This is a genomic window from Rossellomorea aquimaris, from assembly GCF_008180865.1.
In the GTDB taxonomy this organism is placed as follows: Bacteria; Bacillota; Bacilli; order Bacillales; family Bacillaceae_B; genus Rossellomorea; species Rossellomorea yichunensis.
The window spans coordinates 26,549-50,092 of record NZ_VTEX01000003.1 but is presented as its reverse complement, the minus strand read 5'-3'; the positions used below and the strand labels follow the sequence as shown (position 1 = coordinate 50,092).

Annotated in this window: 27 protein-coding genes and 1 tRNA gene; 18 read left to right on the top strand and 10 right to left on the bottom strand. The window is 43.8% G+C overall.

Annotated elements, in window-relative coordinates:
• Nucleotides 1-28: 28 nt before the first annotated feature.
• From FZC88_RS12970 to FZC88_RS12930, 11 genes are all read left to right on the top strand, one after another.
• Complete coding sequence (locus FZC88_RS12970; protein ID WP_148995223.1) at nt 29-241, top strand: helix-turn-helix domain-containing protein; 213 nt, start codon at nt 29-31, stop codon at nt 239-241.
• Nucleotides 242-288: 47 nt separating this feature from the next.
• Complete coding sequence (locus FZC88_RS12965) at nt 289-618, top strand: hypothetical protein (RefSeq protein WP_148995222.1); 330 nt, start codon at nt 289-291, stop codon at nt 616-618.
• A gap of 32 nt (nt 619-650) precedes the next feature.
• The gene (locus FZC88_RS24065; RefSeq protein WP_187443620.1) at nt 651-788 is read left to right on the top strand and encodes a hypothetical protein; all 138 of its coding nucleotides are present in this window, start codon (nt 651-653) and stop codon (nt 786-788) included.
• A 122-nt stretch (nt 789-910) separates the two neighbouring features.
• Nucleotides 911-1,465 (top strand): HNH endonuclease, encoded by a 555-nt coding sequence (locus FZC88_RS12960; RefSeq protein WP_148995221.1) that lies wholly within the window; start codon nt 911-913, stop codon nt 1,463-1,465.
• A gap of 130 nt (nt 1,466-1,595) precedes the next feature.
• Nucleotides 1,596-1,793: a hypothetical protein gene (locus FZC88_RS12955; RefSeq protein ID WP_148995220.1), complete on the top strand. Its 198-nt coding sequence runs from the start codon at nt 1,596-1,598 to the stop codon at nt 1,791-1,793.
• Nucleotides 1,793-1,960, top strand: coding sequence for a hypothetical protein (locus FZC88_RS24060; RefSeq protein WP_187443619.1), 168 nt, complete (start codon nt 1,793-1,795; stop codon nt 1,958-1,960). The genes FZC88_RS12955 and FZC88_RS24060 overlap by 1 nt, the downstream gene beginning before the upstream one ends.
• The gene (locus FZC88_RS12950; RefSeq protein WP_148995219.1) at nt 1,950-2,348 is read left to right on the top strand and encodes a hypothetical protein; all 399 of its coding nucleotides are present in this window, start codon (nt 1,950-1,952) and stop codon (nt 2,346-2,348) included. Before FZC88_RS24060 ends, FZC88_RS12950 begins: the two co-directional genes overlap by 11 nt.
• Nucleotides 2,349-2,364: 16 nt before the next feature.
• A complete protein-coding gene (locus FZC88_RS12945) occupies nt 2,365-3,132 on the top strand; it encodes a hypothetical protein (protein WP_148995218.1) in 768 nt (255 codons plus the stop codon).
• 123 nt (nt 3,133-3,255) lie between these two features.
• Complete coding sequence (locus FZC88_RS12940) at nt 3,256-3,495, top strand: hypothetical protein (RefSeq protein WP_148995217.1); 240 nt, start codon at nt 3,256-3,258, stop codon at nt 3,493-3,495.
• Nucleotides 3,496-3,554: 59 nt separating this feature from the next.
• On the top strand, nt 3,555-3,755 hold the full coding sequence (locus FZC88_RS12935) for a hypothetical protein (protein WP_148995216.1): 201 nt from the start codon (nt 3,555-3,557) through the stop codon (nt 3,753-3,755).
• Complete coding sequence (locus tag FZC88_RS12930) at nt 3,755-6,556, top strand: phage tail tape measure protein (protein WP_148995215.1); 2,802 nt, start codon at nt 3,755-3,757, stop codon at nt 6,554-6,556. Before FZC88_RS12935 ends, FZC88_RS12930 begins: the two co-directional genes overlap by 1 nt.
• Before the next feature lie 48 nt (nt 6,557-6,604).
• On the opposite strand, the gene FZC88_RS12925 is transcribed toward FZC88_RS12930, so the two are convergent.
• From FZC88_RS12925 to nagA, 6 genes are all read right to left on the bottom strand, one after another.
• Nucleotides 6,605-7,081: a hypothetical protein gene (locus FZC88_RS12925; RefSeq protein WP_148995214.1), complete on the bottom strand. Its 477-nt coding sequence runs from the start codon at nt 7,079-7,081 to the stop codon at nt 6,605-6,607.
• Between the two features lie 85 nt (nt 7,082-7,166).
• A complete protein-coding gene (locus tag FZC88_RS12920) occupies nt 7,167-7,940 on the bottom strand; it encodes a helix-turn-helix domain-containing protein (protein ID WP_148995213.1) in 774 nt (257 codons plus the stop codon).
• A 133-nt stretch (nt 7,941-8,073) separates the two neighbouring features.
• On the bottom strand, nt 8,074-9,126 hold the full coding sequence (locus FZC88_RS12915; RefSeq protein ID WP_148995212.1) for a tyrosine-type recombinase/integrase: 1,053 nt from the start codon (nt 9,124-9,126) through the stop codon (nt 8,074-8,076).
• A gap of 119 nt (nt 9,127-9,245) precedes the next feature.
• A tRNA-Ala gene (locus tag FZC88_RS12910) sits at nt 9,246-9,318 on the bottom strand.
• 154 nt (nt 9,319-9,472) lie between these two features.
• Nucleotides 9,473-10,222 (bottom strand): glucosamine-6-phosphate deaminase, encoded by a 750-nt coding sequence (gene nagB / locus FZC88_RS12905; RefSeq protein ID WP_148995211.1) that lies wholly within the window; start codon nt 10,220-10,222, stop codon nt 9,473-9,475.
• A complete protein-coding gene (gene nagA, locus FZC88_RS12900) occupies nt 10,209-11,417 on the bottom strand; it encodes an N-acetylglucosamine-6-phosphate deacetylase (protein WP_148995210.1) in 1,209 nt (402 codons plus the stop codon). The genes nagB and nagA overlap by 14 nt, the downstream gene beginning before the upstream one ends.
• A 229-nt stretch (nt 11,418-11,646) precedes the next feature.
• On the opposite strand from nagA, the gene nagE reads away from it, so the two are divergent.
• On the top strand, nt 11,647-13,029 hold the full coding sequence (gene nagE / locus FZC88_RS12895; protein WP_148970710.1) for an N-acetylglucosamine-specific PTS transporter subunit IIBC: 1,383 nt from the start codon (nt 11,647-11,649) through the stop codon (nt 13,027-13,029).
• A 139-nt stretch (nt 13,030-13,168) separates the two neighbouring features.
• Nucleotides 13,169-13,894: a GntR family transcriptional regulator gene (locus tag FZC88_RS12890; protein ID WP_148970709.1), complete on the top strand. Its 726-nt coding sequence runs from the start codon at nt 13,169-13,171 to the stop codon at nt 13,892-13,894.
• A gap of 43 nt (nt 13,895-13,937) precedes the next feature.
• On the opposite strand, the gene FZC88_RS12885 is transcribed toward FZC88_RS12890, so the two are convergent.
• Nucleotides 13,938-14,681, bottom strand: a complete 744-nt coding sequence (locus tag FZC88_RS12885) for an SIS domain-containing protein (protein WP_148995209.1) — start codon at nt 14,679-14,681, stop codon at nt 13,938-13,940.
• Nucleotides 14,682-14,734: 53 nt separating this feature from the next.
• A complete protein-coding gene (locus tag FZC88_RS12880; protein ID WP_148970707.1) occupies nt 14,735-14,968 on the bottom strand; it encodes a YczI family protein in 234 nt (77 codons plus the stop codon).
• A 147-nt stretch (nt 14,969-15,115) separates the two neighbouring features.
• Between FZC88_RS12880 and FZC88_RS12875 the strand changes: the two genes are divergently transcribed.
• The 5 genes from FZC88_RS12875 to FZC88_RS12855 all read left to right on the top strand — a co-directional run bounded on the left by FZC88_RS12875 (nt 15,116) and on the right by FZC88_RS12855 (nt 21,468).
• Nucleotides 15,116-15,940, top strand: a complete 825-nt coding sequence (locus FZC88_RS12875; RefSeq protein WP_148995208.1) for a PRD domain-containing protein — start codon at nt 15,116-15,118, stop codon at nt 15,938-15,940.
• A 739-nt stretch (nt 15,941-16,679) separates the two neighbouring features.
• Complete coding sequence (locus tag FZC88_RS12870; protein WP_148995525.1) at nt 16,680-18,053, top strand: sucrose-specific PTS transporter subunit IIBC; 1,374 nt, start codon at nt 16,680-16,682, stop codon at nt 18,051-18,053.
• An 84-nt stretch (nt 18,054-18,137) separates the two neighbouring features.
• Nucleotides 18,138-19,094 (top strand): aminoimidazole riboside kinase, encoded by a 957-nt coding sequence (locus FZC88_RS12865; protein WP_148995207.1) that lies wholly within the window; start codon nt 18,138-18,140, stop codon nt 19,092-19,094.
• On the top strand, nt 19,094-20,551 hold the full coding sequence (locus FZC88_RS12860; protein ID WP_148995206.1) for a glycoside hydrolase family 32 protein: 1,458 nt from the start codon (nt 19,094-19,096) through the stop codon (nt 20,549-20,551). Before FZC88_RS12865 ends, FZC88_RS12860 begins: the two co-directional genes overlap by 1 nt.
• Nucleotides 20,552-20,646: 95 nt before the next feature.
• Entirely contained in the window at nt 20,647-21,468 is an 822-nt protein-coding gene (locus FZC88_RS12855; protein WP_148995524.1) for a Cof-type HAD-IIB family hydrolase, read from the top strand.
• Nucleotides 21,469-21,555: 87 nt separating this feature from the next.
• Here the strand turns inward: FZC88_RS12855 and FZC88_RS12850 are convergent, their stop codons facing one another.
• On the bottom strand, nt 21,556-21,993 hold the full coding sequence (locus FZC88_RS12850; protein ID WP_148970703.1) for a CotY/CotZ family spore coat protein: 438 nt from the start codon (nt 21,991-21,993) through the stop codon (nt 21,556-21,558).
• Nucleotides 21,994-22,074: 81 nt separating this feature from the next.
• On the bottom strand, nt 22,075-23,277 hold the full coding sequence (locus tag FZC88_RS12845; protein ID WP_148995205.1) for an ATP-grasp domain-containing protein: 1,203 nt from the start codon (nt 23,275-23,277) through the stop codon (nt 22,075-22,077).
• Between the last annotated feature and the right edge of the window lie 267 nt (nt 23,278-23,544).

Genomic DNA, 23,544 nt, shown 5'->3' with positions numbered 1-23,544 from the left:
AATGAAAGTAATAAAAGGAGGTATTATGATGACCGGAGATAAGTTTAGAGCACTTAGGTATTACACGAATCAAACACAGGCTGAGTTTGCTAACACTTTAGGGCTTTCACTCGCCACAATCGGACGCATAGAGAATGGAAGCCTGCAAGTTACTCCGCGAGTAAAAGCGAAGCTGGCACGCTTGGATTACGATGAAAAGGCCTTTTTTGCGTTTTATGAAAATTTACGCAAACTATCCTAATTATAATCTACTCTAAAAACAAATCGATGTCAAGGAGGGATCAAAAAATGGGCGTGAAAATCACGTATTTAAACGAAAATCAGACCGGCTATATCGTGGATTGGGGCGGAAGAAGGGTGTTCACCTACGAAATGCCTCACACCGAATTAACTCCAGTCCAGTTTTCGCTGCTGACACTCGCTTACGAGGAAACACTCGAAAAGGTTGACCGCAAAACACTGGCGAAGTTGGATTCGGAAAAAGTATACAAACTAGTGGAACGATTGGCAACGGAGTTTTGTGTAGCATATTCGCCAACAACTGGAGCCGGCTTACAAAAGAAGTATATTCGCCACGTAATACTTCAGGCGTTGCAGGAACTACAAGGCACCCTCTAATGGGCGCTACATAATTAATGGGAGGTGATGGGATGGATGGGAGAGCCGAGGCATTGTCGAGTTACCTGGTCGGTTTAGCGATACTTGAGCAGACCGGAAACACATACGTTCAGCGCGAAATCAGAGCCGTATTAGATGAGATTCAAAAAGAATTAAAACTTAAAAAATGATTATTAAGGGGATGGAATGGGATGGAGAACATTTTGAAAGAGTTAAACGCAATACTGAAAGACGTCAAGGAAATCAGCCGAAAATGTGATGAAATCAACGGAACTAAAGGGGGCGTGCGCTAATGTCTAAAGAGAAGCGTACATGTCGCCTGTGTAACGAAACTAAATCAATCACCGAGTTTGAACTTGATAAGCGTGTAAAAGACGGAAGGACTAATCGCTGTTATACCTGCAAAGGTAAGTCTCGCGATAAAGCAACCTACGCCTATTACAAACTTTGTCAACGCGCAAACGAAGCCGGGGAAGAAATCGAGGTCACGCTCGAGGAAGTTAAATCACTATTTGATATTTTTTCGGGAACCTGCATTTACTGTAACGCTAAAGAATCACCGGATGGCCGCGCTTTCCACCTAGAGCACGTAATACCTCGTAGAGCCAAAGGACGTCATCACATTTCGAATCTAGTCCTTGCATGTCCAGGATGTAATGGGCGAAAAAGAGACTTACCGGTTGTCAGCCACTTCTTCAATGATGATCGATTTAAGGACGAACATTTTGCGATGCTCGCTCATTATCTTGCGTTCCAATCGAAGCAGCCTGTCGAGGATTTAGTTTGGCAGATGACGAACCAGCACGCAGTCCATGAGCTCGAGAAGATGCGGAAAGAAATCACATGAAAAGCGTCTACACCGACCGGCGAGGTGCAATCGAAACCCTGCTGGCCGATAGTAAATACAAATTAATCGCAGAAGTAATCAAAGACGGCCGGCTGATAGCGGGCTTATTTAAATTGGAGGAGGAATCGCAATGAGTGGTTTGCCGATGTATTCTTTTGAGATTAAACGAAACGGAAAAAAGCCGATCGAGGTAACAGTTGATGAAAACGGACAAAAGAGCGTGTATCTGTTCGGATGCTACTTATCGAACCGCCAAATCGACGCTCTATTGCCCCGCATGGTGGCCGACCGAAAGGCAACGAACAACCGAAAGCGAGGTGCTAAGTAATGGGACGAAAAAGCTCCGGTGATGTCCGGTTCGGCAACATGACGCAATGGAACCAGCGAAAGTTGAAAAAGAAAAAGCAGAACGCGAAGAAGAATGACAGTAGAGATTGGACGGCAGCAGTTTTCGCTAGACTCGAGAAGGATAAGGGGAATGCGAATGACCGATAAGATCTTCAATAAAGACATCACTGACGTAAGTATATCGCTGTTAGACGACACGACTGCAATTGCTTGTGGCGTAGAGCTAATAAAGAACGGAATACCTTACACAATCATGTCGCTCTATTTTGATAAATCGGATTACCCTTCGAAAAGACAGACGTTGCACTATATCTATTCGCTAGTGTTTCAATATGTACCGGAGTCAGATAAGTTGATTTCCTTTACTTCAAATTCGCCGTATTTTGGGCAATACAAAGAGCAGGAACGTAAAGCCGGACTGTATGCAGACGGTAGAAAATTAAGCTTTAGGCGTGTTAAAAACGTGAAGAGGCATACGAAATTGCTGCAGTTTGATGCGGCTAAAAGAAAAACATCAATAATCGAAAAATTATAAATGGAGGAGATTTAATATGAAAAAATCAATCGAACAAATCCGCGAACTAACAAATAAGGCTCACGAATTAAGGAACGGATCAACTGGCCTTTATCGTAGCTTTCAAGAAGAATTCCGTTCTAAACAGTCTGACATTAGAAACAATAGGGACTTTACACACGCTGGCAAGCAGAAACTTATTGAATCCCTACAAAAGAAGCAAACAACCAAGTTACTACAATTAGCTCGCTCACAACACTCTCAATATCGAGACCTACTAAAACAAGCAAAGAAAGATGCCAAGGACTTGATTCACAGTAAAGCGCCTAAAGTAGATGCCGATGTGCAGGAGCGATTCGATAAACGCCTCCGAGAGTTCAAGACGGAGCTCATGCTGACTAATCCGCAGCGTGGGACGCAGTTATTGAAAGACTTCGTACGCTCAGTTGAGGACCAGGCGTTGGCAGCCCAAGTAAAGGATCAATTCTCCGAGATTATCCAGCCGATTCTTAATGACAGTAGTAAGCCGGAAATCTCCAAGCTGTTTGAAGACGTCAAAAGTCGAGCACGAAATCCGGAAACGGCTGAGGCACAAAACTTAGCAGACTTCGCTGACAGCATGATGCAGTCGAAATTCTTCGATCAGCTAGTCGAGGATAGGGCTGGCGGTGACTTAGGAGACGCTGCGAAAATGTTCCTTAATAGAAGCGACGAGTATTTCGAGCTCTTTCCGGAAGATGATAAGCCGCAGTCAGACTTGAAAACTACGGAAGAAGTACTGCTGGAAGAAGAAGCGAAACTGTGAAACTGAATATCTTGCGATGAACGGTCGGAATGACATGCCGGCCTGGAGCTTTTGTCCTTCCTATTAGACGCCTTTCACCGGGGCGTCTTTTTAATTACAAAAAAAACGAAGGGAATGGGATATATGAATTCATTTGAAATGGTAGTTAGAGAAACTGGAAAGATTGTTATTAACGGCGATGAGAAGGTAATGGAAAGCGTGCAAGGAGAAGACCTGAGCGCAGTTGACGTCAGCGACTATCGCCTGACCGCCGACAATTTATCCATTTTGCACGATGATGCAGCGAGTCAGCCGGATAGTCTCGAGGCAGCTAAGCTATACGCTGCAATGAAACAGAAGTATCTTGAAACATTTAGCGCATAAGTCATACGGGCTGCCTACGGGCGGCTCTTTTTAATTTGAAACGGAAGGGAATTGATCGCATGAAATATTTTGACGAAAAAGCAAGCGCTGACTTGGGCGAAGCAGTCGGCGTGTTAATAGGAATGAGTTCACGTGTTAAAAGAGGAGAAGCGGATTTCACGATTGAAGAAGTAGAACGAATTGGAAAGGCCGGTCAGTTATTAGCAACCCTTGAGCCGGATGAAATTCTCGAGTTATTCCGATTGGCTGGTGAAGAATAATGGCATCGGTCGGAGAAATTAGAGCACGATTAGTCTTAGAAAATAGCGACTTTAAGAAAAAGATGGCTGATTCGCGTCAGGCTATGAAGCAAACCGGAATGAGTGCGAAACAAGTCGGCAAGGATTTATCGGTGATTCAAACCGCCTCCATAGGGATGGGCGCAGCGATAGCCGGAGCGATTGGAGCAAGTGTTAAGACGGCAGCGACCTTCGAGCAATCAATGAGCAAGCTCGGGGCAATTTCAAACGCTTCAGCGCAGGATTTATCACGTTTAGAATCAGTCGCCCGAGAAATGGGCTCAACTACACAATTTAGCGCTTCCCAGGCAGCTGACGCCTTAACATACCTCGCAATGGCCGGTTTTAAGGTCGAGGATCAAATCTCAGCATTGCCTGCCGTGTTAAACGCAGCTGCGGCAGGAGGAATCGATTTAGCGAGTGCTTCCGACATGGTATCGAACATCATGACAGGGTTCGGAATAACTGCCCAGGAAACAGGATCCGCAGTTGACGTCCTAGTCAAAACGATGAATACGGCCAACACAAACCTCCCACAACTCGCCGGAGCACTTAAATATGTCGGTCCGGTCGCTAAATCGTTGGGAATCTCATTTGAAGATACGGCTGCAGGAATCGCGAGCATGTCAAATGCCGGAATCCAAGGCGAAAGTGCCGGGGTAGCTTTACGTGCTGCCTTACTTAGCTTAGCGAATCCTACCGGACAAACAAAAGACGCAATGGAAGAGCTCGGAATTAAAGTAACGGATGCAAACGGAGCTATGAAGTCTTTACCGGAATTGGTCGGACATATCGGCGAGAAAATGAAGGATATGACGCAAGCACAGAAGACGGCTACAGTCGCTCAGTTAGTTGGAACGGAAGCAGCATCCGGTTTCCTTAGCTTAATCTCTGACGGAGAACAAAAGCTTGCGGACTACTCGAAGGCGCTAGAAAATAGCGGAGGAACGGCTGAAGAGGTTGCGAAGAAAATGAACGATAACCTGATCGGGGCATTTAAGGAGTTTCAATCCGCAGCAGAGGAAGCCGGAATCAAAATCGGAAAAGAGTTTCTGCCAATCTTTACGGAAATCGTAAAAGAAGGATCCAATATGGTTCGTACCTTGACCGAAGTTGATACTTCGACGATTAAGACCGGCCTTGCATTTGCCGGAACTGCCACAAGTATCGCGTTAGTCGTTTCTACGCTTGGGAAATTATCGCTTGCACTAAGGACGATGTTCATTGCCGGCGGCCCTGTTGGAATTGCAATCGGTGCATTATCTATTCTTGGAGGCGTGCTGATGGCCGCGAAAGTTGGTCAGGACGAGTTTAACAAGGTGACGCTCGACGGCGTTAACGAGATGGAGAAGAATCGCCAGGCCCTTGCAGGTAACATCGCTGAATACGATAAGCTAACGTTGAAATTAAGGTTATCAAACGACGAATTTGCTCGATTCGTAGACATTAACTCCGAACTAACAAAGACTGCGGATCCGGAAACAATTGCACGACTTGGCAGAGAACAGGCGAATCTATATGAGAAATCAGGCTTATCTAACGAAGAGCTTGATCGCCTGGTTAAATTAAACGGGGACATAGTTGCTGCAGTACCGGAATCTAATACTGTCCTAACGGAACAAGGAAACATCCTGTTAGAAAATACGGGTGCTGCGAAAGAATTCAACGCTCAGCAAGTCGAGATGATCCGCCTTGAACTCGAGGCCAAGCGAACAAAACTTGAGGCAAATATGAAGGGCCTACTGCTCGATGAGAAGCGAATCGCTAGCGAAATTAACACGGAAAAGCAGAAGATGATCGACCTCGACATTCAGGAAAGCGATCAGCTCCGAATTATTGGTGGTATTGAAGCCGAACTAAACGCGGCGAAAAAGTCAGGAAATGACAGTGAAGCGCAGCAGTTAACCTTCAACCTAGCGCTCGAGAAGAAGAAATTGCAAGAGATTAAAGACCAACGTTCTGAAGCTGCCAACGTGGTGCTCGAACGCTCGAAGGAACTCGATAAGATTCAGGAGCAAATCGGCCAGCTAGACGAGGTTAAATATCGCATGGTCGAAATCGAACTGAAGCAAAGCGGTATTAATGCCAAGCGAGGCGAAGAAATGAAAACGCTCGAGTCTGAGCTGACGAATCTCTACAAGCAGAAAGCCGAAATGGATAACATTAAGGATGCGGCTACTCGTAACACGACGGAATATCGCCAAGCCAAGGCGGAAATTGATGCGAAAATCGGCAAGCTCGAAGGCGTTCGAAGTAAAATCGCTTCAATTATTGGCGTAGCTGACACGTTAAACAGTCGACTAGGTGCCGATGTTACCAAGCGCGTGTACATCCAAGAGTACGGCGCGAAGACCTATTCGCAGGCAAGAAGGGCGGCAGAAGGTGTCGGGGCTAGTACGTATCATACAGGCGGAATCGTAGGTGAAAATGCGATTAATCAAATGCCGAAGCTGCACATGGGAGGTCTAGCGAGCCAGTTTGCTAATTCTCCGAAACACAACGAGATTGACGTCAGGCTGCTCCGCAATGAAATGGTGCTGACGGAGTCTCAACAGGCGAACCTAATGCGGATGATTGATGCAGGATTGACGGGTTCTACTGCAAACGTATCCGAATCGACGAATATTTCATCACTCGTTCAGTCGATTGAACAATTAGCCAACCGTCCGGTTAAAGTTGAGCTAGACGGCAGAGAAATCGCTCATGCAAGCTTTGGTGAGAACGATCAGTTATTTAGGAATAACCTCAGCCAAGAACTTAGGACGAACGGAGTAAAACTATAAAAGCAAAGCCCTTCGGTTTAATCGCCGTTGGGCCATTTTTCTTGGTATTTATCCTTGACTAGCTACCATCGCTTTGATTCCAGTAATCAAAAATTGAACTCCGTAATTTACCCCTTTTTCAACCATTTGCTTCTTCACTTCATCTAATAATTCATCTTGAAGATTTCCGCTTGGAGTTTTATTAATGATTTCATCTAATCTTTTTTCAATCTCTAGCATATTTGCTTCAACTATTTTGCCGTTAATCGCATTTACTTGTTCTAATGATATTAACAATTTAACCAATTTACTAGTGTCATCATTTATGGAATTCAAAAAAGCTAATTCAGTTTCTTGTAATTTTATTAGAGTTTTATTTTGATCGATATTTATTTTTTGGTATTCAAGGTTTTTTTCTTCTCTTTCAATTCGCTCCCTGTTTAATCTGCCAACATCGTTTAATTGTTGTTGTGTTCGCTTATTTATATCTACAAAAGAGTTGTGTACGTTTTGTAGTGCATCGTTTAGTGTAGGTTTAATTTCCATCTATCTTCCTCCTCGTCTTATGATGGGTACGTTATTAAGTTTTATAGGAATGCAACCCATCGCATAAGTAATTCGACCTAATTCGCTATTCTCCTGCAATAACTTCTGCGAAATATAACTTATCCAGCATCTTATCGAGGACTCCGTTATAATAGCCGACTATATTCTTTACACCAGGCGACTTAAAGGCGGTCATAGCTGCCGTGATGCCCACGTTTAATAATACTGCTGGATTATAGGCGTTCTTGAGGTATGACGTATGAGCTAAAAACACTCCGTAAATTTTATTCCGAAGCTTTTTATCTGCGATCAATTTCTTGAAACGTATGTATGGACTAGACGTATTACATAGTAACGGTTGATTGCTTAAAGAAGACGAGCTTATTGGTGTGTCATTTTCGCCAGGTGCTTGTGTGACATGTAACTCCGGGGTTACACAATTTCGTCCGACATCAGACGCTTTAGTCGTTGCATTTTGCAACAAGCAACCTGTTTGTGGGTACGTGACCTCATTTGCGACCACATGGTCGGATTTAACCGGTAATATCACAATCGCATTACTCGTCTGCTGCCCGTCTGACTGCCGGCGTAGTTCATATTGGTGAATGATCCCCAGCTCCTCTAATCGCTGACACACTCGGATGATCGTGCGGCGACTCTTACCGACTAGCTTGCCGATGTTGGTCTTCGTTAGAAAGCTGACGCCAGGATACTTGCAGCTATGACGCGAGAGCTCGTCAAAGACGGCCGCCTCGGTGCCGGTCAACTGCCGGGCATGACTGCGGGCTGATTCGTTTAACTGCTCGACTGAATCGAACGTGGATAGGTTGCGATATGTAGATTCGCAGGATAACTGCATAGTTCGGCTCTCCTCCGGCTCGACCGGAAACAGGCATACTTGAATAAGCGTTGACATGAACGCCTTTTTTCAAATATAATATTGGTAGGGTTGGTGTTCTGTTTCGGCAGAGCGCCTTTTTTTATGCGCAATTTTATCTTTTTGTCTTGCGCGGTTTATTCAACTTGCCCATGACTTCGTTCAATGCGGAAAACTGTTCGTGATTCTCGGCGATAGCTGCCCGCGATAGGTGAGTATAACGGGATGTCATTCGCTGATCGACGTGACCCAGTATCGATTGCAGGTAACGTAGATTACCGCCCGACTCAAGGTAAATGGTCGCTACTGAATGGCGAATAAGATGCGGATGAACCTTCTTCTTAATGCCGACCTTTTTCGCGTAGTTAGCCAGGCGCTTCCGGAAGTTATTCGGCTGCAATGGTTCTCCGTAATTAGAAAGAAAGATATAGTCGCTTTCAAACTCCTCAACCTCTGCGATTAACTCCTTCAGCAGTCGCGCCGTCCTTTGTTGGATCGGCAGTATGCGGCCAGCCCTAGTTTTAGTGATTTCCGACTTAAATACAATTTCCTTCGCTGATAAATCGACGTCAGCACGTTGTAACGTAATTACTTCCGAGATTCTTCCCATCGACTCAATGAGCAGTGTAAGTAATACGTAATCTCTAAACTGTGGATAGTTCCGTTTATCGAGCGACATAAGTATCTGCTTGAGCTCCTCAGCAGTGAGTACGTTAATAAGCTTCTGCGGTTGCTTTACGGACTTCACACCTTCGAAGGGGTTACGGTCGACTTCTCCGTCTTCAATCAATAGGCGAAAACTTGTCCGCATGGTTTTAATCATGTCGTTGACTGATCGCGGCTTGATTCCTTTTTGTTTCGCTGATTCGGGCTTAAACTTATGGCCGTCATTGGCAGGGCGTTCGTTCAATAACCAAACGGAGAAACCCCGGCAAACATCGACGTCAAGCTCCCGGTAATTGAGCGATAGGTTAATCGCCTCAAGATATTCGATAAACAACTTGTGAGCATGCCGGTACATGTATAAAGTGGAATCCGACAATCCTTCCGACAATTTAATAGCGTATGATTTCTCGAGCAATGCGGGTAAATGGAATTGATTTTTGCGGTGAGTTTTAACGGTGGAATTCTTGACCCGTTTGCCTCGACGTTTTTCTGAATGCGACATAAACGCAAAAAAGCCCCCTTCTCGATAAGTTATCGAAAAAGAGGGCGTTGCGCTGACGGAATTAGGTCCGTTTCGCTACTGTGATTCTAACGTCTTACAAACGTTGATATAACGCGGTATGGAGCATAGCGGGATCGAACCGCTGACCTTTTGGCTGCCAGCCAAACGCTCTCCCAGCTGAGCTAATGCCCCGTTAATCGGTCAAGATTAATTATAAGAAATGTTCATAGCGTTCGTCAATCTTTTTTTATAATATTCTTAGTTTTAATTTATATAAAAGCGGCGAACCATTGTCCGCCGCTCTCCTGACATGGACTAAACATACTCACTCCACATCTTCATCCTTTCATCTATTCAACAACTCTAACCCTTTCACCATTGCCAGCGCTTCTTGATCGGCAATCACCGTGACATGCTCGTGGCGATTCAAGATAGAAGCAGGGAAGTTCTCAGAGATTTCTCCTTCTACTAACTTTTTCATGGCCACTTGTTTCGCCTCACCTGAAACAAGGAGAAGGATTTCTTTGCTTTTCATAATCGAAGAAATCCCCATCGTGATGGCTTGAGCAGGTACTTCATCAATCGAGTCAAAATAACGGGCATTAGCCTCACGTGTAGACTCGGCAAGCTCGACAATGTGGGTGTTGGATTCAAAAGGAGTACCTGGTTCATTAAAACCGATATGTCCGTTGCTGCCGATTCCCAGTATTTGAAGGTCGATTCCGCCATGTAAACGGATTTTTTCATCGTATGCCTCGCATTCCTTTTCGAGGTCGACGGCTTTTCCAGAAGGGATATGGGTGTTTTCTGAATCTATATCAATATGTTTAAATAGGTGGTCATTCATGTAATGGTAGTAGCTGTTAGGGTGTTTACCGGACAATCCGATGTATTCGTCCAGGTTAAACGAAGATACATGTTGATAGGAGGTCCTGTTCTTATTATGGTCATTTATCAATGCTTCATAAAGCCCTTGTGGTGTTCCGCCTGTGGCTAATCCAAGGGTCAGCTTATCAGATTCTTTCACCTTGGATAACAGATAGTCTGCAGCGACTTGACTCATTTCCTGGTAGTCTTTCACTTCAATTAGTTTCATGAGTATCATCCTCTCGAATATAGGCTATTTTTCCTTTACATATCGTTGTGTATACGTCTTTGTTTTCGTCTAATATGACGATATCTGCATCTTTCCGGGGAGCAAGGCTACCTTTTCGATCAAAGACATTTAATTGTCTGGCAGGGTTTTCAGCGGTCATTCTGATCGCGCTTCTCATATCTCCCCTAGTGAATTCCTGGATATTTGTAAAGGCGTCTTTCATCTTCAATACGCTTCCTGCTAAAGTGTCTTCGTCCAATAATGCTTTCCCGTCCTTAACCGTCACCATCTGACCGCCAAGATCATACTGGCCGTTTTTCAAGCATTTGGCTCTCATGGAATCAGTGATGAGGATTAATCGCTCGTCTGTAATTTGATCGAATGCCAATTGGACCACTTCCGGACGAACGTGGATGCCGTCTGAAATCAATTCCACCATTAATTCTTTTCGAAGGAAGGATGCTCCGACGATGCCAGGCTCTCGATGATGAAGTCCCGACATTTGGTTGAACAAGTGGGTAACATGGGACAATCCTGCATCGATGGCTTCCCCGATCTGATCATAGGTTGCACTGGAATGACCGACTGAAGCGACAATCCCATTCTCTTTTAAGTAACGGATCAGTTCGTATTCATCATCAAGTTCAGGGGCAAGGGTCACCAACTTAATATTCTCTCCTGAAAGAGCATGCCAGTTTTTAAACACTTCGACATTTGGCTTCTGGATACGATTCAGAGGCTGTGCTCCTGCCTTATCCGGATTTATGAATGGACCTTCTAAATGAAGGCCGAGTATTTCTGCCTGACCGCTTTTTTGATGGTCTGACATATAGTCTGCCGTTGCCTTCAAGGCTTTTTCGATTGCACCGGATGCTTCCGTCATCGTTGTCGCAAGGAAGCTTGTGGTTCCTTCTTTCGGAAGTGTCACGGCCATCGTGTCGAGAGCTTCCCGTGTGGCATCCATTGTGTCGGCACCATTTACGCCATGAATATGAATATCTATCATTCCCGGGACAACACTATACCCATGAGGAAGTGAAATCACTTTGAATTCTTCTGTATTGGTTAACTGGGAACGCTCACCCATTTCGGTGATCATTCCATTCTCAATTTTGATATACCCTTTTTCATATACTGTATCTTCCCCATAGATGTTGCCATCCAGAATAAGCAGCTTTTCTATATTTGAGATCATTGAAATCACTCCTTGAGTACTTTACATCTCTACAATAACACCTGATAGTATAGATGTCTATACCAGTTTATTTTTGAACAGTATATTTGTAGTGAAACTGCAATCTAACTTTATAAAATCATTAATCTAACTTTTTTATTCATAAAATTGGTATAGACATCTATTCCTTTATGATGATATGATATGGACTGGTTAAACGCTTTCAACTGAAACAAAAGGAGAGAATGATATGTTAGGATTCTTACAACGAATCGGTAAATCACTCATGCTTCCAATCGCGGTGCTTCCTGCAGCTGCATTATTGCTGCGCTTAGGTCAGGATGACTTATTAGGAATCGCGTTCATGTCCGAAGCAGGAGATGCCATATTTAAAAATTTAGCATTAATCTTTGCCATCGGGGTGGCAATCGGATTCTCAAAAGATGGAAATGGTACGGCTGGATTGGCTGGTGCCATTGGTTATTTGGTCTTAACGGGCGGGTTAAAAGCCCTTGATCCGGATTCCAACATGGCGATTTTCGGGGGGATCATCTCCGGGGTCGTGGCAGGTTTATTATATAACCGTTATAGTGATATTAAACTTCCGGCCTGGCTGGGATTCTTCGGGGGCAGACGTTTCGTTCCAATCGTAACCGCTGCGTCCATGGTTGCACTCGCAGGAATATTTGGAATCGTCTGGCCGCCGATCCAGAGCGGGATCAACTCCATTGGTGAATGGATCATCGGTGCGGGAGCTACGGGAGTCGGTGTGTTCGGCCTACTGAATCGTCTCTTGATTCCAGTCGGTCTGCATCACGTGTTGAATACACTTGTATGGTTCGAATTTGGGACATTTAAAGATGCAGCAGGAGAAATTGTAAAGGGAGATATTCCACGTTTCTTCGCGAGTGATCCGACAGCGGGAACGTTCCAAACAGGCTTCTTCCCTATCATGATGTTTGGTCTGCCTGCAGCGTGCCTTGCGATGATCGTGACAGCGAAAAAACATTTACGTGCCAATGTATCGGGGATGTTAATCGGGTTAGCCGTCACTTCATTCTTAACAGGGATCACAGAGCCGATTGAATTCAGTTTCATGTTCTTATCTCCTGTTCTTTATGGAATTCATGCTGTATTAACAGCAAGTTCCATGGTCATCACGTACGTGCTTGGCATCCATCACGGTTTTGGTTTCTCAGCAGGCGCCTTTGATTACATCTTAAACTTTAACATCGGCCAAAAACCTTGGCTGTTATTAGGGGTAGGCATTCTTTATGGAATCATCTATTTCCTCATATTCACCTTCTTGATCAAGAAGTTTAACTTGAAAACTCCAGGTCGTGAAGATGATGAAGATGCGGTAGTAGCAGATGAGAATTCAGGTGGAAATAGTAAATATGAAATAATGGCTGAACATTTTCTGAAGGACCTTGGCGGGAAAGAAAACCTGGCAGTGATCGATAACTGTGCCACACGATTACGATTACAAATCAATGACGTCACACTTGTAGATGAAAAAGCGTTAAAAGCACACGGGGCTAAAGGTGTGATGAAGGTAAACAATAAAAATCTTCAAGTCATTGTCGGGACAGATGTGGAATTTGTTGCCGATGAGTTAAGAAAGTTAAAATAAATGGAGAGAGCAGACGGGTTTGTCGTATTTGGCAAAATCGTCTGCCACTTTCACATGGACCTCGGATAATTGTCTGTTATAAACAGGGTGTATATACTAAAATAATAGATAAATCGTTATTTCGAAAGGAGAAGCGTTCGTGGTAAATAAAAATTCTCCTCTTCCTTTGTATTATCAGTTAGAAGAGCACCTAAAGCATCTAATACAGTCTGAAGAGTTAAAACCGGGTGATGCCCTTCCGTCTGAGCGTGAGCTGGCTGAATCGTTCAAAATCAGCAGGATGACCGTGAGACAGGCGATTACCAATCTAGTGAATAAAAATGTGTTATATAGAGAAAAAGGGCGAGGGACATTCGTCTCTCATCGAAAAATCGAACAAAGTCTCCAAGGCTTAACAAGCTTTAGCGAAGACATGAAGAGTCGAGGACTCGAGCCAGGCAACAAATTATTGCATTTTGAAATTTCTCCCGTCGGTGAGGATATTCAGAAGCTTCTTTCGTTAGAAGAAGAGGAACTTGTGTATACAATGAAACGAATCCGTCTTGCAAATGGTGAACCGATGGCACTGGAAACAAGTTATATCCCGGTGAGGCTGCTGCCAGGATTGAATCAGGAAATATTGGGGAAATCACTGTATCATTATATTGAAAGTGAGTTGAATCTTCACATCAGCCATGCCACTCAATCAGTGGAAGCGGCAATTGTGACGGAAGAAAATACGAAGCATTTAAAGGTGAAGAGCGGGGAGCCGGTGCTGCTCATCCAACGAGATTCATTTTTAGAGGACGGTACCCCTTTTGAGTTAGTACGATCGATTTATCGAGCTGATAAATATAAATTCAAAATCAACTTGGACAGACTGTGAAAAAGAGTAGGAATCCTATTTAATGGGCTCCTACTCTTTTTCTCTATAATCCTTTTGTTAACAGAGGAATACGCTTGCGATATTTATTAATTAACTTTTCGTTATGATCATCTGCGCCATCCACGTTTCCACTGATGAAGATAGGCGGTTCAAATCCGTCTATCACCATATATTCAATGGCACCTGCCATGACGCTGTTCAAGATCGCCGCGCCGATGACGGTTGAAGATGGAGAGAATGGAACAGACACTCTTGGGTCAGTCAGCACTGCATCCCCTACAACGGAGTGATTATTAATGGCAAGATCCACTACTTCACTCAGAAATTTACCACTGGGATGTCGGGACATCTCCTTCTCTACGTAATCAAAGGAACTGATGGACACAACATAAGCCCCCATTTCTTTGGCGTGAAGAGCTACTTCGATGGGAACGGGATTTTTTCCAGAAGTGGAGAGAACGATCACCACATCATGGGGCTGAATATCTTGCGCATTCATAAACTCACCCGCATACCCTTTCGCTCTTTCTAACTGAGAAGATCGTACGGCTCCTTCATGAAGCATGAGCGGCTCAATCAATATTGGATTGATCGGAACCAGTCCACCTGCCCTGTAGAACACTTCTTCTCCAAGGATGTGAGAGTGACCACATCCAAAGAGCTGAATGATTCCATCTTGTTGGATGGAAGAAGATATCTTTTGAGCAAGCTCTGCCATTTTTTCAGCTTCTTCGGTTTGAACAACATGTAATTTTTCCTGGATTTTTTCAAAGTATGTAGAAATCATTTTCTCCCTGCTTTCCTTTTTTCTTTCAGCATATCATATTTCTTGTGAACGTCTTAGAAGAGGGAATAAATACTGACAAACCCTACAAATAATGCTGCAATTAATGAAAAATAGGCGGAAGCTTTCTTGTTGGAATTGTATTCTGAAAGCCCCAACACAAACATCATGGCACCTAAAGAAAGAAGCATGATGGTCGTATTGAACTCAGGTGGATCCTCACTTACCAACCCGTACAGGGCAAAGGCGATAGCGATGGTCGAAAATAGGATTCTTAACTTGAACAACATGACATTCACTCCTGATACTATAGATTAAGACAATAATAACATTTATTTCCACTCTCATTTGAAAATCTTTGCTCTGCACACTTTACATGTTATCTTTACGCTGAATCGTGGTAACATAAAGAGTAATGAACTGTACGGAGGACATCTATGCGTATTTTTAGAATTTTAAACAACAATGCTGTTGTAGTGGTGGACGGGCCGCAGGAGAAAATTGTGATGGGTAGCGGGATTGCTTTTCAGAAGAAGAGAAATGATATCATCCCCAAGAACAAAATTGAAAAGATCTTTGTCCTTCATGAGCAATCCTCAGAGAAATTCCAGCAGCTCCTGGCTACCTTGCCGGAGGAACATATTGAAATCGCTGAAAACATCATCAGCTTTGCAGAGGGGCATTTAAATGCCCCTCTTAGCGATCATATCCATATTGCACTGACGGATCACCTTTCATTTGCGCTTGAAAGACTGCAGCAAGGAATCCCAATCCAAAATAAGCTCTTGAACGAAATCAAGCTCCTATATAAAAAGGAATTTGAAGTCGGAGTGTGGGCAAAAGAAGAGATCAGGCAGAAACTCGGTATCGAAATCCCTGATGATGAGGCGGCTCATATTGCCCTTCATATTCATACTGCAAAGATGGATGCCCCGTCTATGAGCGAATCATTGAAGCATGCAACGATTCTGAGGGAATTTGTCGAGCAGGTAGAGTCCCTTCTGTCCATAAAAGTAGAAGAGTCGAGCATCAACTACCAACGATTGATCACCCATCTCCGTTTTGCATTAAATCGGATTGAGCAGGGAGACCAGTTTGATCCCATTGATGAAGACATGCTTGAACTCATACAGATGAAATACCAAAGGGCTTACGAGTGCTCGAAGGAAATTACAAAGTATCTGCAACAAGAATACAGCATTGACTTCCCACCATCAGAGGTTGCGTATATCGCTCTGCATATCGAACGCCTCATAAAGTAAATGGTTGACGGTACCGCTTTCATCTTGTAGAATAAACTCATCAATTTCATACAGTAGGATTGTTACTGTTCATGCAGGCAAGACCTAGAATCTTTAAGACGATAATGGTAAGCGTCTCTCTTTGACCTACCTCTATCCTCTTAAGGGTACTAGGTCTTTTTTTATTGATTCTTTTAAAGGTTCTTTTTGAAACTTTGTTGCTTGTGCATAAGCTAGTGTTGGGTGATTTCCGCTGCAGGTGCTCGCTTTCCGCGGGGCGTGAGTTGAGCCTCCTCGGGCTTTGCCCTGTAGGGTCTCAACTTTCCCGCAATTCCCGCAGGAGTCGAGCACCTTCCGCTCCAATCAACTTAGTATGAATCCTTAAATAGGAATAAATAAAAAACAAGAAATTTAGCAAACAACCTCATTTAAGGTGATCAAAGATAGCATTCCTATTAAGGAAGGAGGATTTTGCTTTTGTTACATTGTTCAGTGACATGTTTTAGCTCTGTCACGACAAACTCTTAAAGATGGTGAGGGGAACTGCGTAGACTCCTGCGGAAGTACGGTCGTGCCGAGACCCCGTTCGGCTAAGCTGAGGAGGCTCGGCCGAACGTCCGCGGAAAGCGAAGCAGTTCCCCTCACCATCCAGAACTCTCTGATTGACAGAGCCCGAGCAGACCATATGTAAAATCAACAATCTTTGAGAAAAGAGTCTTTTTAATTAAATATTTTTTTAAAAAAACAGGAGGGATTCATGATGAACTATCGTGAAGTTGCAGAACAGCTTGTCCCGTTATTGGGCGGCAAGAATAATGTTGTAAGTGCCACTCATTGTGCGACGCGTCTTCGTCTCGTGATTGACGATGAAAGTCAGATAGATAAAAGTGCCATCGAGGAATTGGATGGTGTGAAAGGGGCATTCTCAAGCTCCGGTCAGTTCCAGATAATATTCGGGACAGGGAATGTAAACAAAGTATTTGAACATTTCGGCCCTCTTGTTGGTGCATCTGTTGAAGATAAGTCTCCAACAGGTGAGACTCACAGCGATGCAGCAAAACGGAAGATGAACCCGTTTGCCCGTTTTGCCCGTACACTCTCAAACATCTTTGTACCGATCATCCCGGCAATCGTAGCGGCTGGTATGTTAATGGGGCTCCTTGGCCTGATGAGAACATATAAATGGGTCGATCCTGAAAGCGGTCTATTCGTTATGCTGGACATGTTCTCTTCTGCAGCCTTCATCATTTTACCGATCTTGATAGGGATGAGTGCTGCGAAGGAATTTGGTGCGAATGGTTATTTAGGTGCTGTTATCGGGGGAATCATGACCCACCCTGCATTACTGAATCCGTGGGGTCTTGCCGATGCCCAGCCGGACACCCTTGATTTCTTCGGATTTGGTGTAGAAATGCTCGGATACCAAGGTACGGTTATTCCTGTACTATTAACCGTTTACTTAATGGCAAAGATTGAAAAAGGCTTACGCAAAATTGTACCGAATACCGTTGATTTATTGGTGACACCGTTCTTGACGGTCATCTTCACAGGATTTACCGCCCTGCTTATCGTTGGACCACTTGGAAGAGTCCTTGGTAACGGAATTACAACGGTTCTGGATGTTGTCTACAACACAGCTGGACCGATAGCGGGACTGATATTCGGTGGATTGTATTCAACGATCGTATTAACCGGTGTTCATCACAGCTTCCATGCCATCGAGGCTGAGCTGTTATCAAACATCGGCGGAAACTATTTGCTGCCGATTTGGGCAATGGCGAACGTCGCACAAGGTGGGGCAACACTCGCTGTCTTCTTTAAAACGAAAAATAAGAAAACGAAGGAAATTGCTGTACCGGCAGCCGTGTCTGCTTTCCTGGGAATTACAGAGCCGGCGATTTTCGGGGTTAACTTGAAGCATCGCCGTCCGTTTATAGGAGCAGCCATCGGTGGAGCGCTTGGTGGAGCATACGTGGTATTCACTCAAGTGATGGCGAACGGAATAGGACTAACGGGTATTCCGATGTTCGCAATTGCTCAAGATCCACTTAACTATGGAATCGGATTTATCATCGCTGTAGCAGGCGCATTTGCAGCAACCTTATTACTGGGTTGGAAAGAAGAAGCAAAATAGAAATCTTTATCCTTACTAGTCACCTGACTAGTAAGGATTTGCTATATTTAAAGTAGAATCCATTAGAACGAGGAGGAACTCGATATGAAACAAGGAATTATCTCACTGGGTGAAGCACTGATAGACTTCATCCCTCTGGACGAACAAAATACTACCTATCAAAAAAGTCCCGGAGGAGCTCCTGCGAATGTAGCAGTTGGACTCGCTAGATTAGGCGCGAGGTCCACCTTTGTAGGAAAAGTGGGAGATGATGTATTAGGGAGGTTCCTGCAAGAGACTCTTCAGGAATATGGGGTTCGGACCAATCAGATGCTTTTAACTCCTGATGCCCGTTCGGGAGTGGTATTTGTTACGAACGGAGAAGACGGGGAGCGCAGCTTTGACTTTTATATTGATCCGAGTGCCGACCGATTCCTCCAGGTGAATGATATAGACGAAGAGGATTTCTTAACTCATAAAATCCTTCATTTTGGTTCCATCTCCCTGATCAGCTCTCCGGCGAAGGAAGCGACGCATCATGCTGTGAAAGTGGCGAAAGAGAATGGCTTATTGGTTTCGTATGATCCGAATTTACGATTAGGATTATGGGATTCTGAGGAAAGCGCCCGAGAAACGATTAAGAGCATGCTGCCTGAAGCGGATGTATTGAAGATCTCTGAGGAGGAACTGGAATTTATCACTGGTGAAAAGAAGATTGAAGCAGGGGTAGCCAAACTGAAAGCATACAATATTCCTTTCTTGATTATCACGATGGGGGCAGAAGGAAGCTTTGTGTACGTAGGAGATGCTCGGCAGTATGTACCTGCCATGAAGGTGAAAGCAGTGGATACAACCGGGGCAGGGGATGCGTTTGTATCTGGGATCCTCTATTCAGTACATGAATACACTGGGGATATTGAATCTTTATCAATTGAAGAAGCAGCACGAATGGCTCAGTTTGCAGCCGTGTCCGGTGCACTTGCTGCCTCAACCAAAGGGGCAATGACTGCTTTGCCTTCCTTAAAGGAAGTAAACCATCATCTGAAGAGGGGGGAGGCTTGATGACCAGAGATGAACAATTGCGACAAACAGCCTATGAAGAAATGGAAAAGCACAAGGGTGTTGTAGAGCAGGATCCATACCGCCTTCATTATCACCTCATGCCGCCTGTAGGGCTTTTGAATGACCCAAACGGATTCATCCAATTCAAAGGGGTCTATCATCTCTATTATCAGTGGATGCCTTTTAAAACCGGACATGGTGCAAAGTTTTGGGGGCATTACTCGTCAAGGGACTTAATGAACTGGACGCATGAAGACATCGCCCTCACGCCGGCAGAATGGTATGAGAAAAATGGTTGTTATTCCGGAAGTGCCATAGAGCATGACGGGAAAATCTATGCTTACTATACAGGGAACGTAAAGGACGAGGAAAGGAATCGGGAATCTTATCAGTGCTTAGCTCTTTCAGAAGACAGCATTCATTTTGACAAGAAAGGCCCTGTCGTTCACTTACCGGAAGGATTTACAGCCCATTTTCGCGATCCCAAGGTGTGGGAACAAGATGGAACGTATTTTATGGTCGTAGGTGCACAGACAACAGAGTTAAAGGGGGCTGTCGCTTTATTGCAATCGGAGGATCTCCTTGATTGGGAGTATCGGGGTGTTCTTACCGGCGGAGGGCAGGGGGAACTTGCCAATTTCGGTTATATGTTTGAATGTCCAGACCTTTTTAAGTTAGGAGATCAGGACATCCTAATTTTCTCCCCGCAGGGAATTGAAGCTTCTGGAATGAAGTATCAGAATGTATATCAGGCAGGCTATGTTGCCGGTCAGTTTGATTCAGCTACAGGAACGTTTAAACATGGGAATTTCGAGGAATTGGACCGCGGCTTTGACTTCTATGCTCCACAAACGACAGTCGATGACAAAGGACGCCGTATCCTATTTGCCTGGATGAGTGTACCTGATCAAAATGAACAGGATCATCCCACCATTGAACATAAATGGCTTCATACGATGACTCTGCCTCGGGAGTTAAAGTTTGTGAACGGTAAAGTGAGACAAGTTCCCCTTGAAGAATTACGGGATTTAAGAGCAGGAGAAGCTATAGAACACAAGGTTATATTGGATAAAGAAAGCCGGGAACTCAATGGTGTAAATGGAAAAGCGTTTGAAATGGAGATCAGGGATCTGTCTTTTTCTGAAGGGTGGTTTGATCTTTCCATTGGAGATGGATGCAGGCTCATTTATTCTGTCGGGGAAAAGATAGTGACTCTTGAGCGCAAAAGCTATGTAAATGGAGTGGTAGAGAAGAGGCAATGTAAAGTGGTGAATTTAGATTCGTTGAGGGTGTTTGTCGACACTTCCTCTATTGAAGTATTTATAAATGAAGGAGAAGAAACGTTTACAAGCCGATTCTATCCATCACCAAATAACGATACTGTACTTTTCAGATCCTCAAATCAGGCTCGATTTACCATTAGAAAATGGGATCTGGACCATGTAAACTTGAAATAGACTGCCGATACGGTGGTCTATTTTCTTTTTCATACTACTAGATAGATGTTATAGTAAGATAATATAAATCAGATTTCCTGAAAGGATTTTTCATGATGAATTATAAAATGATTGTACTGGACTTAGATGATACATTATTACGAGATGACCAAACGATTTCAAAGCGTACAAAAGATGCTTTGCTTCTGGCACAGGAAGCGGGAGTGAAAGTTGTTCTGGCATCCGGCCGCCCAACGTTTGGAATGAGATGGGTTGTAAAAGAACTGAAGCTTGAGCAATATGGAAGCTATATTCTTTCTTTCAATGGATCGAAAATAATAGATTGCAAGACAAACGAAGAGAAATACAGTCGAACATTATCAGCTGAAACGGTTCATCGCTTATACGATTTAAGTAGACGGGAAGAGGTTGGCATTCTGACATATGCTGATGATGCGATTGTTGTAGAAGAACCAAGTGAATTTGCTTCTATTGAAAGTGAACTGACAGGACTGCCTGTAAAGGTCGTTCCAAACTTTAAAGAAGCGATTCAGGAGCCTGTTGTAAAGGCACTCATGTTAAAAGAAGCCGGTCGATTGGTAGACGTCGAGAAAAAGCTTCAAGCCGAACTGGAAGGTGAACTGAGTGTGATGCGCTCCAAGCCATTCTTCCTGGAGTTTACGCAGCTGGGCGTGACGAAGGGGGCAAGCCTTGACTACCTGATCAAGCCAATGGGCATTAAAGCAGAAGAGGTCATTGCCATCGGAGACAGCTATAACGACCTTACCATGATTGAATTCGCCGGTCTTGGCGTTGCGATGGGAAATGCTCCTGAGGATATTCGAGAGAAAGCTGATTTTGTTACAGCTTCTAATATGGCAGATGGTGTAGCAGAAGTAGTTGAGGAGTTTGTATTGAACAGATTGTCCCGCGTTTAATGGATTTAGGGTGATTGGAGTCCTTGAATTGGCTCTAGTCACCCTTAAAAAGAGCAAAACCCAAAAAATTAGATTCAACCCCTATCCTTACTTATCATCGCACTCCCGATCAAACTCCATTCCCCGCTCCTCGATATCCGGAAGCTTCCGGTTGACTAATTTCGGAGGAAGGGGCTGAATTCCGAGAAAACAGTTGCAGTCGATGCTGATACATTTGTCGGTTTGATATAGGGTAAATAATTCATCGACATCGTCGGTAATGTATCCGTCTATATCCATTCCGACCAGTAGACTCAGTGTTGCACAGCCATCATCTATATCGATGAGCTTAAAGAATATGGTGCAGTTGGTGTGGAGGTGTGCTCGAAACGGCTCGCTATCTTCCTTTGTGTATAGTATAAATGGAATGGTGTCTACCTTGTCGTATTCACAAATGAACTTAAATTTCTGAGTGGCCAATTGGAATTGTTCCAGTAATAATTCATTCAGGGTTACGCATATACAGCTATCGTGATGACAAATCATCGCCTTAAATCCTCCTTTCACCTGTCTCTTATCATTAGTGTATTTTAGTCTGGAAAAGTGGTGTAGTGCATATATAACGGTTTAGATTGATTCTAAATAAAATTGAATGTCTTTAGAGGCATCTTTTGCACGCCTCTCTGATTCCTGCACGGACTCCCCGCTCGCCATAACATACCCATAACGATGCCCCATGGAAGTTGGAGGGCGAAGTGTTTTTCCATTTTTGGGTTTTATATATACTTCAATGATGCCTTCTTGTTGTTCTGCCATGTTTTTTCCAATCACTTTTAACAGCTTGCCAGTTTTGTTGACAGTCATGTAGTAGGTGTAGATATGTTTTTCCCATTTGCGTTCGCTATGATGAGGTTTACTAAGATATACCCTTAACGTTTCCTCCACTATGCTCAGTCCATATGCTTCTTCTATCATTTTGTTCATTGCTCCCCCGGAGATTCGAGGGTTGACTTCAATGAGTTTCCATTTATTCTTCACCAGCCGCATTTCTAAATGACAGCTTCCGTTAACAAAGCCAAGGTCATTGACAATCTCTCCAACCTTTCTGACTAGTACCGGATGATGGTATACGGGTGAAACACTATACCCGGTGACAATGAATCGTTTATGATAGTCGATTTGCTGTTTGACGACCACTGTGATCACGGGCTTGCGTTCTTTGATGACCACTTCTATTAAGTATTGAGGTCCCTCTAAGTATTCTTCTACAAGAAGACTTGGAGGTTTTTTTCGCTTTAATTTTTTTATGCCTGCAGTCAGCTCATCTTGATTACGAATGAGAAGGACATCCTTTGACCCGTTAGAAACGGGTGATTTTAATACTACAGGATATGAGAAGGTCTTTACACCATCTTTAGAAAAGGGAGGATCCATTTTAATGAAATCAGAAGAATATTCTTTTCCGGTCAGTTTCGTTCGGAGCACTGTTTTATCCATACAATCAGCAATCGGTTCCAAGGAAATGTCGGTTCCACAGAATTCATTAGACAGCCGGGCTGCTACATAAACGTAAGAATCGAGAAAACTGATTATGCACGCAATTTTCTTTCCTTCCTGCTGAAGTGTAGATATTTCTCTCCTGATTTCTTCTTCATGCCTTAAATCTACTTCGTACATTTCGTCGACATCCTGAAAGAGTTCTCTTTCTCTTATAAACTTCCTGCGGTTAGTAAATAGAATAGTGGAGTAGCCCAATTTTTTTCCTGCTTCAATACCGTCCCGTGGGGAGCCTGATTGGTTTGTACCTATATAGAGGATGTATTCATTCATGGGGGAAAAGCAGCTCCTTTATGTGTTTAGTCTCTACTCAGTATATGAGCTGTTTTTTGATAAGTATGGGCAACTAAAGGTGAAAACAGATAATTGGACGAGAATTTGCTAGACTCCTGTTAAAAAACGAAACAGCTTGACTACCACCTGCAAGGATAGAGTGAATAGAGGGGAAGCGGCTCTTTACATATATAAAATATTTAGGGGTATCATCATTGAATCAGCCTACACCCCCAAAGTATCAACAGAATAAACTGTACAGTAATG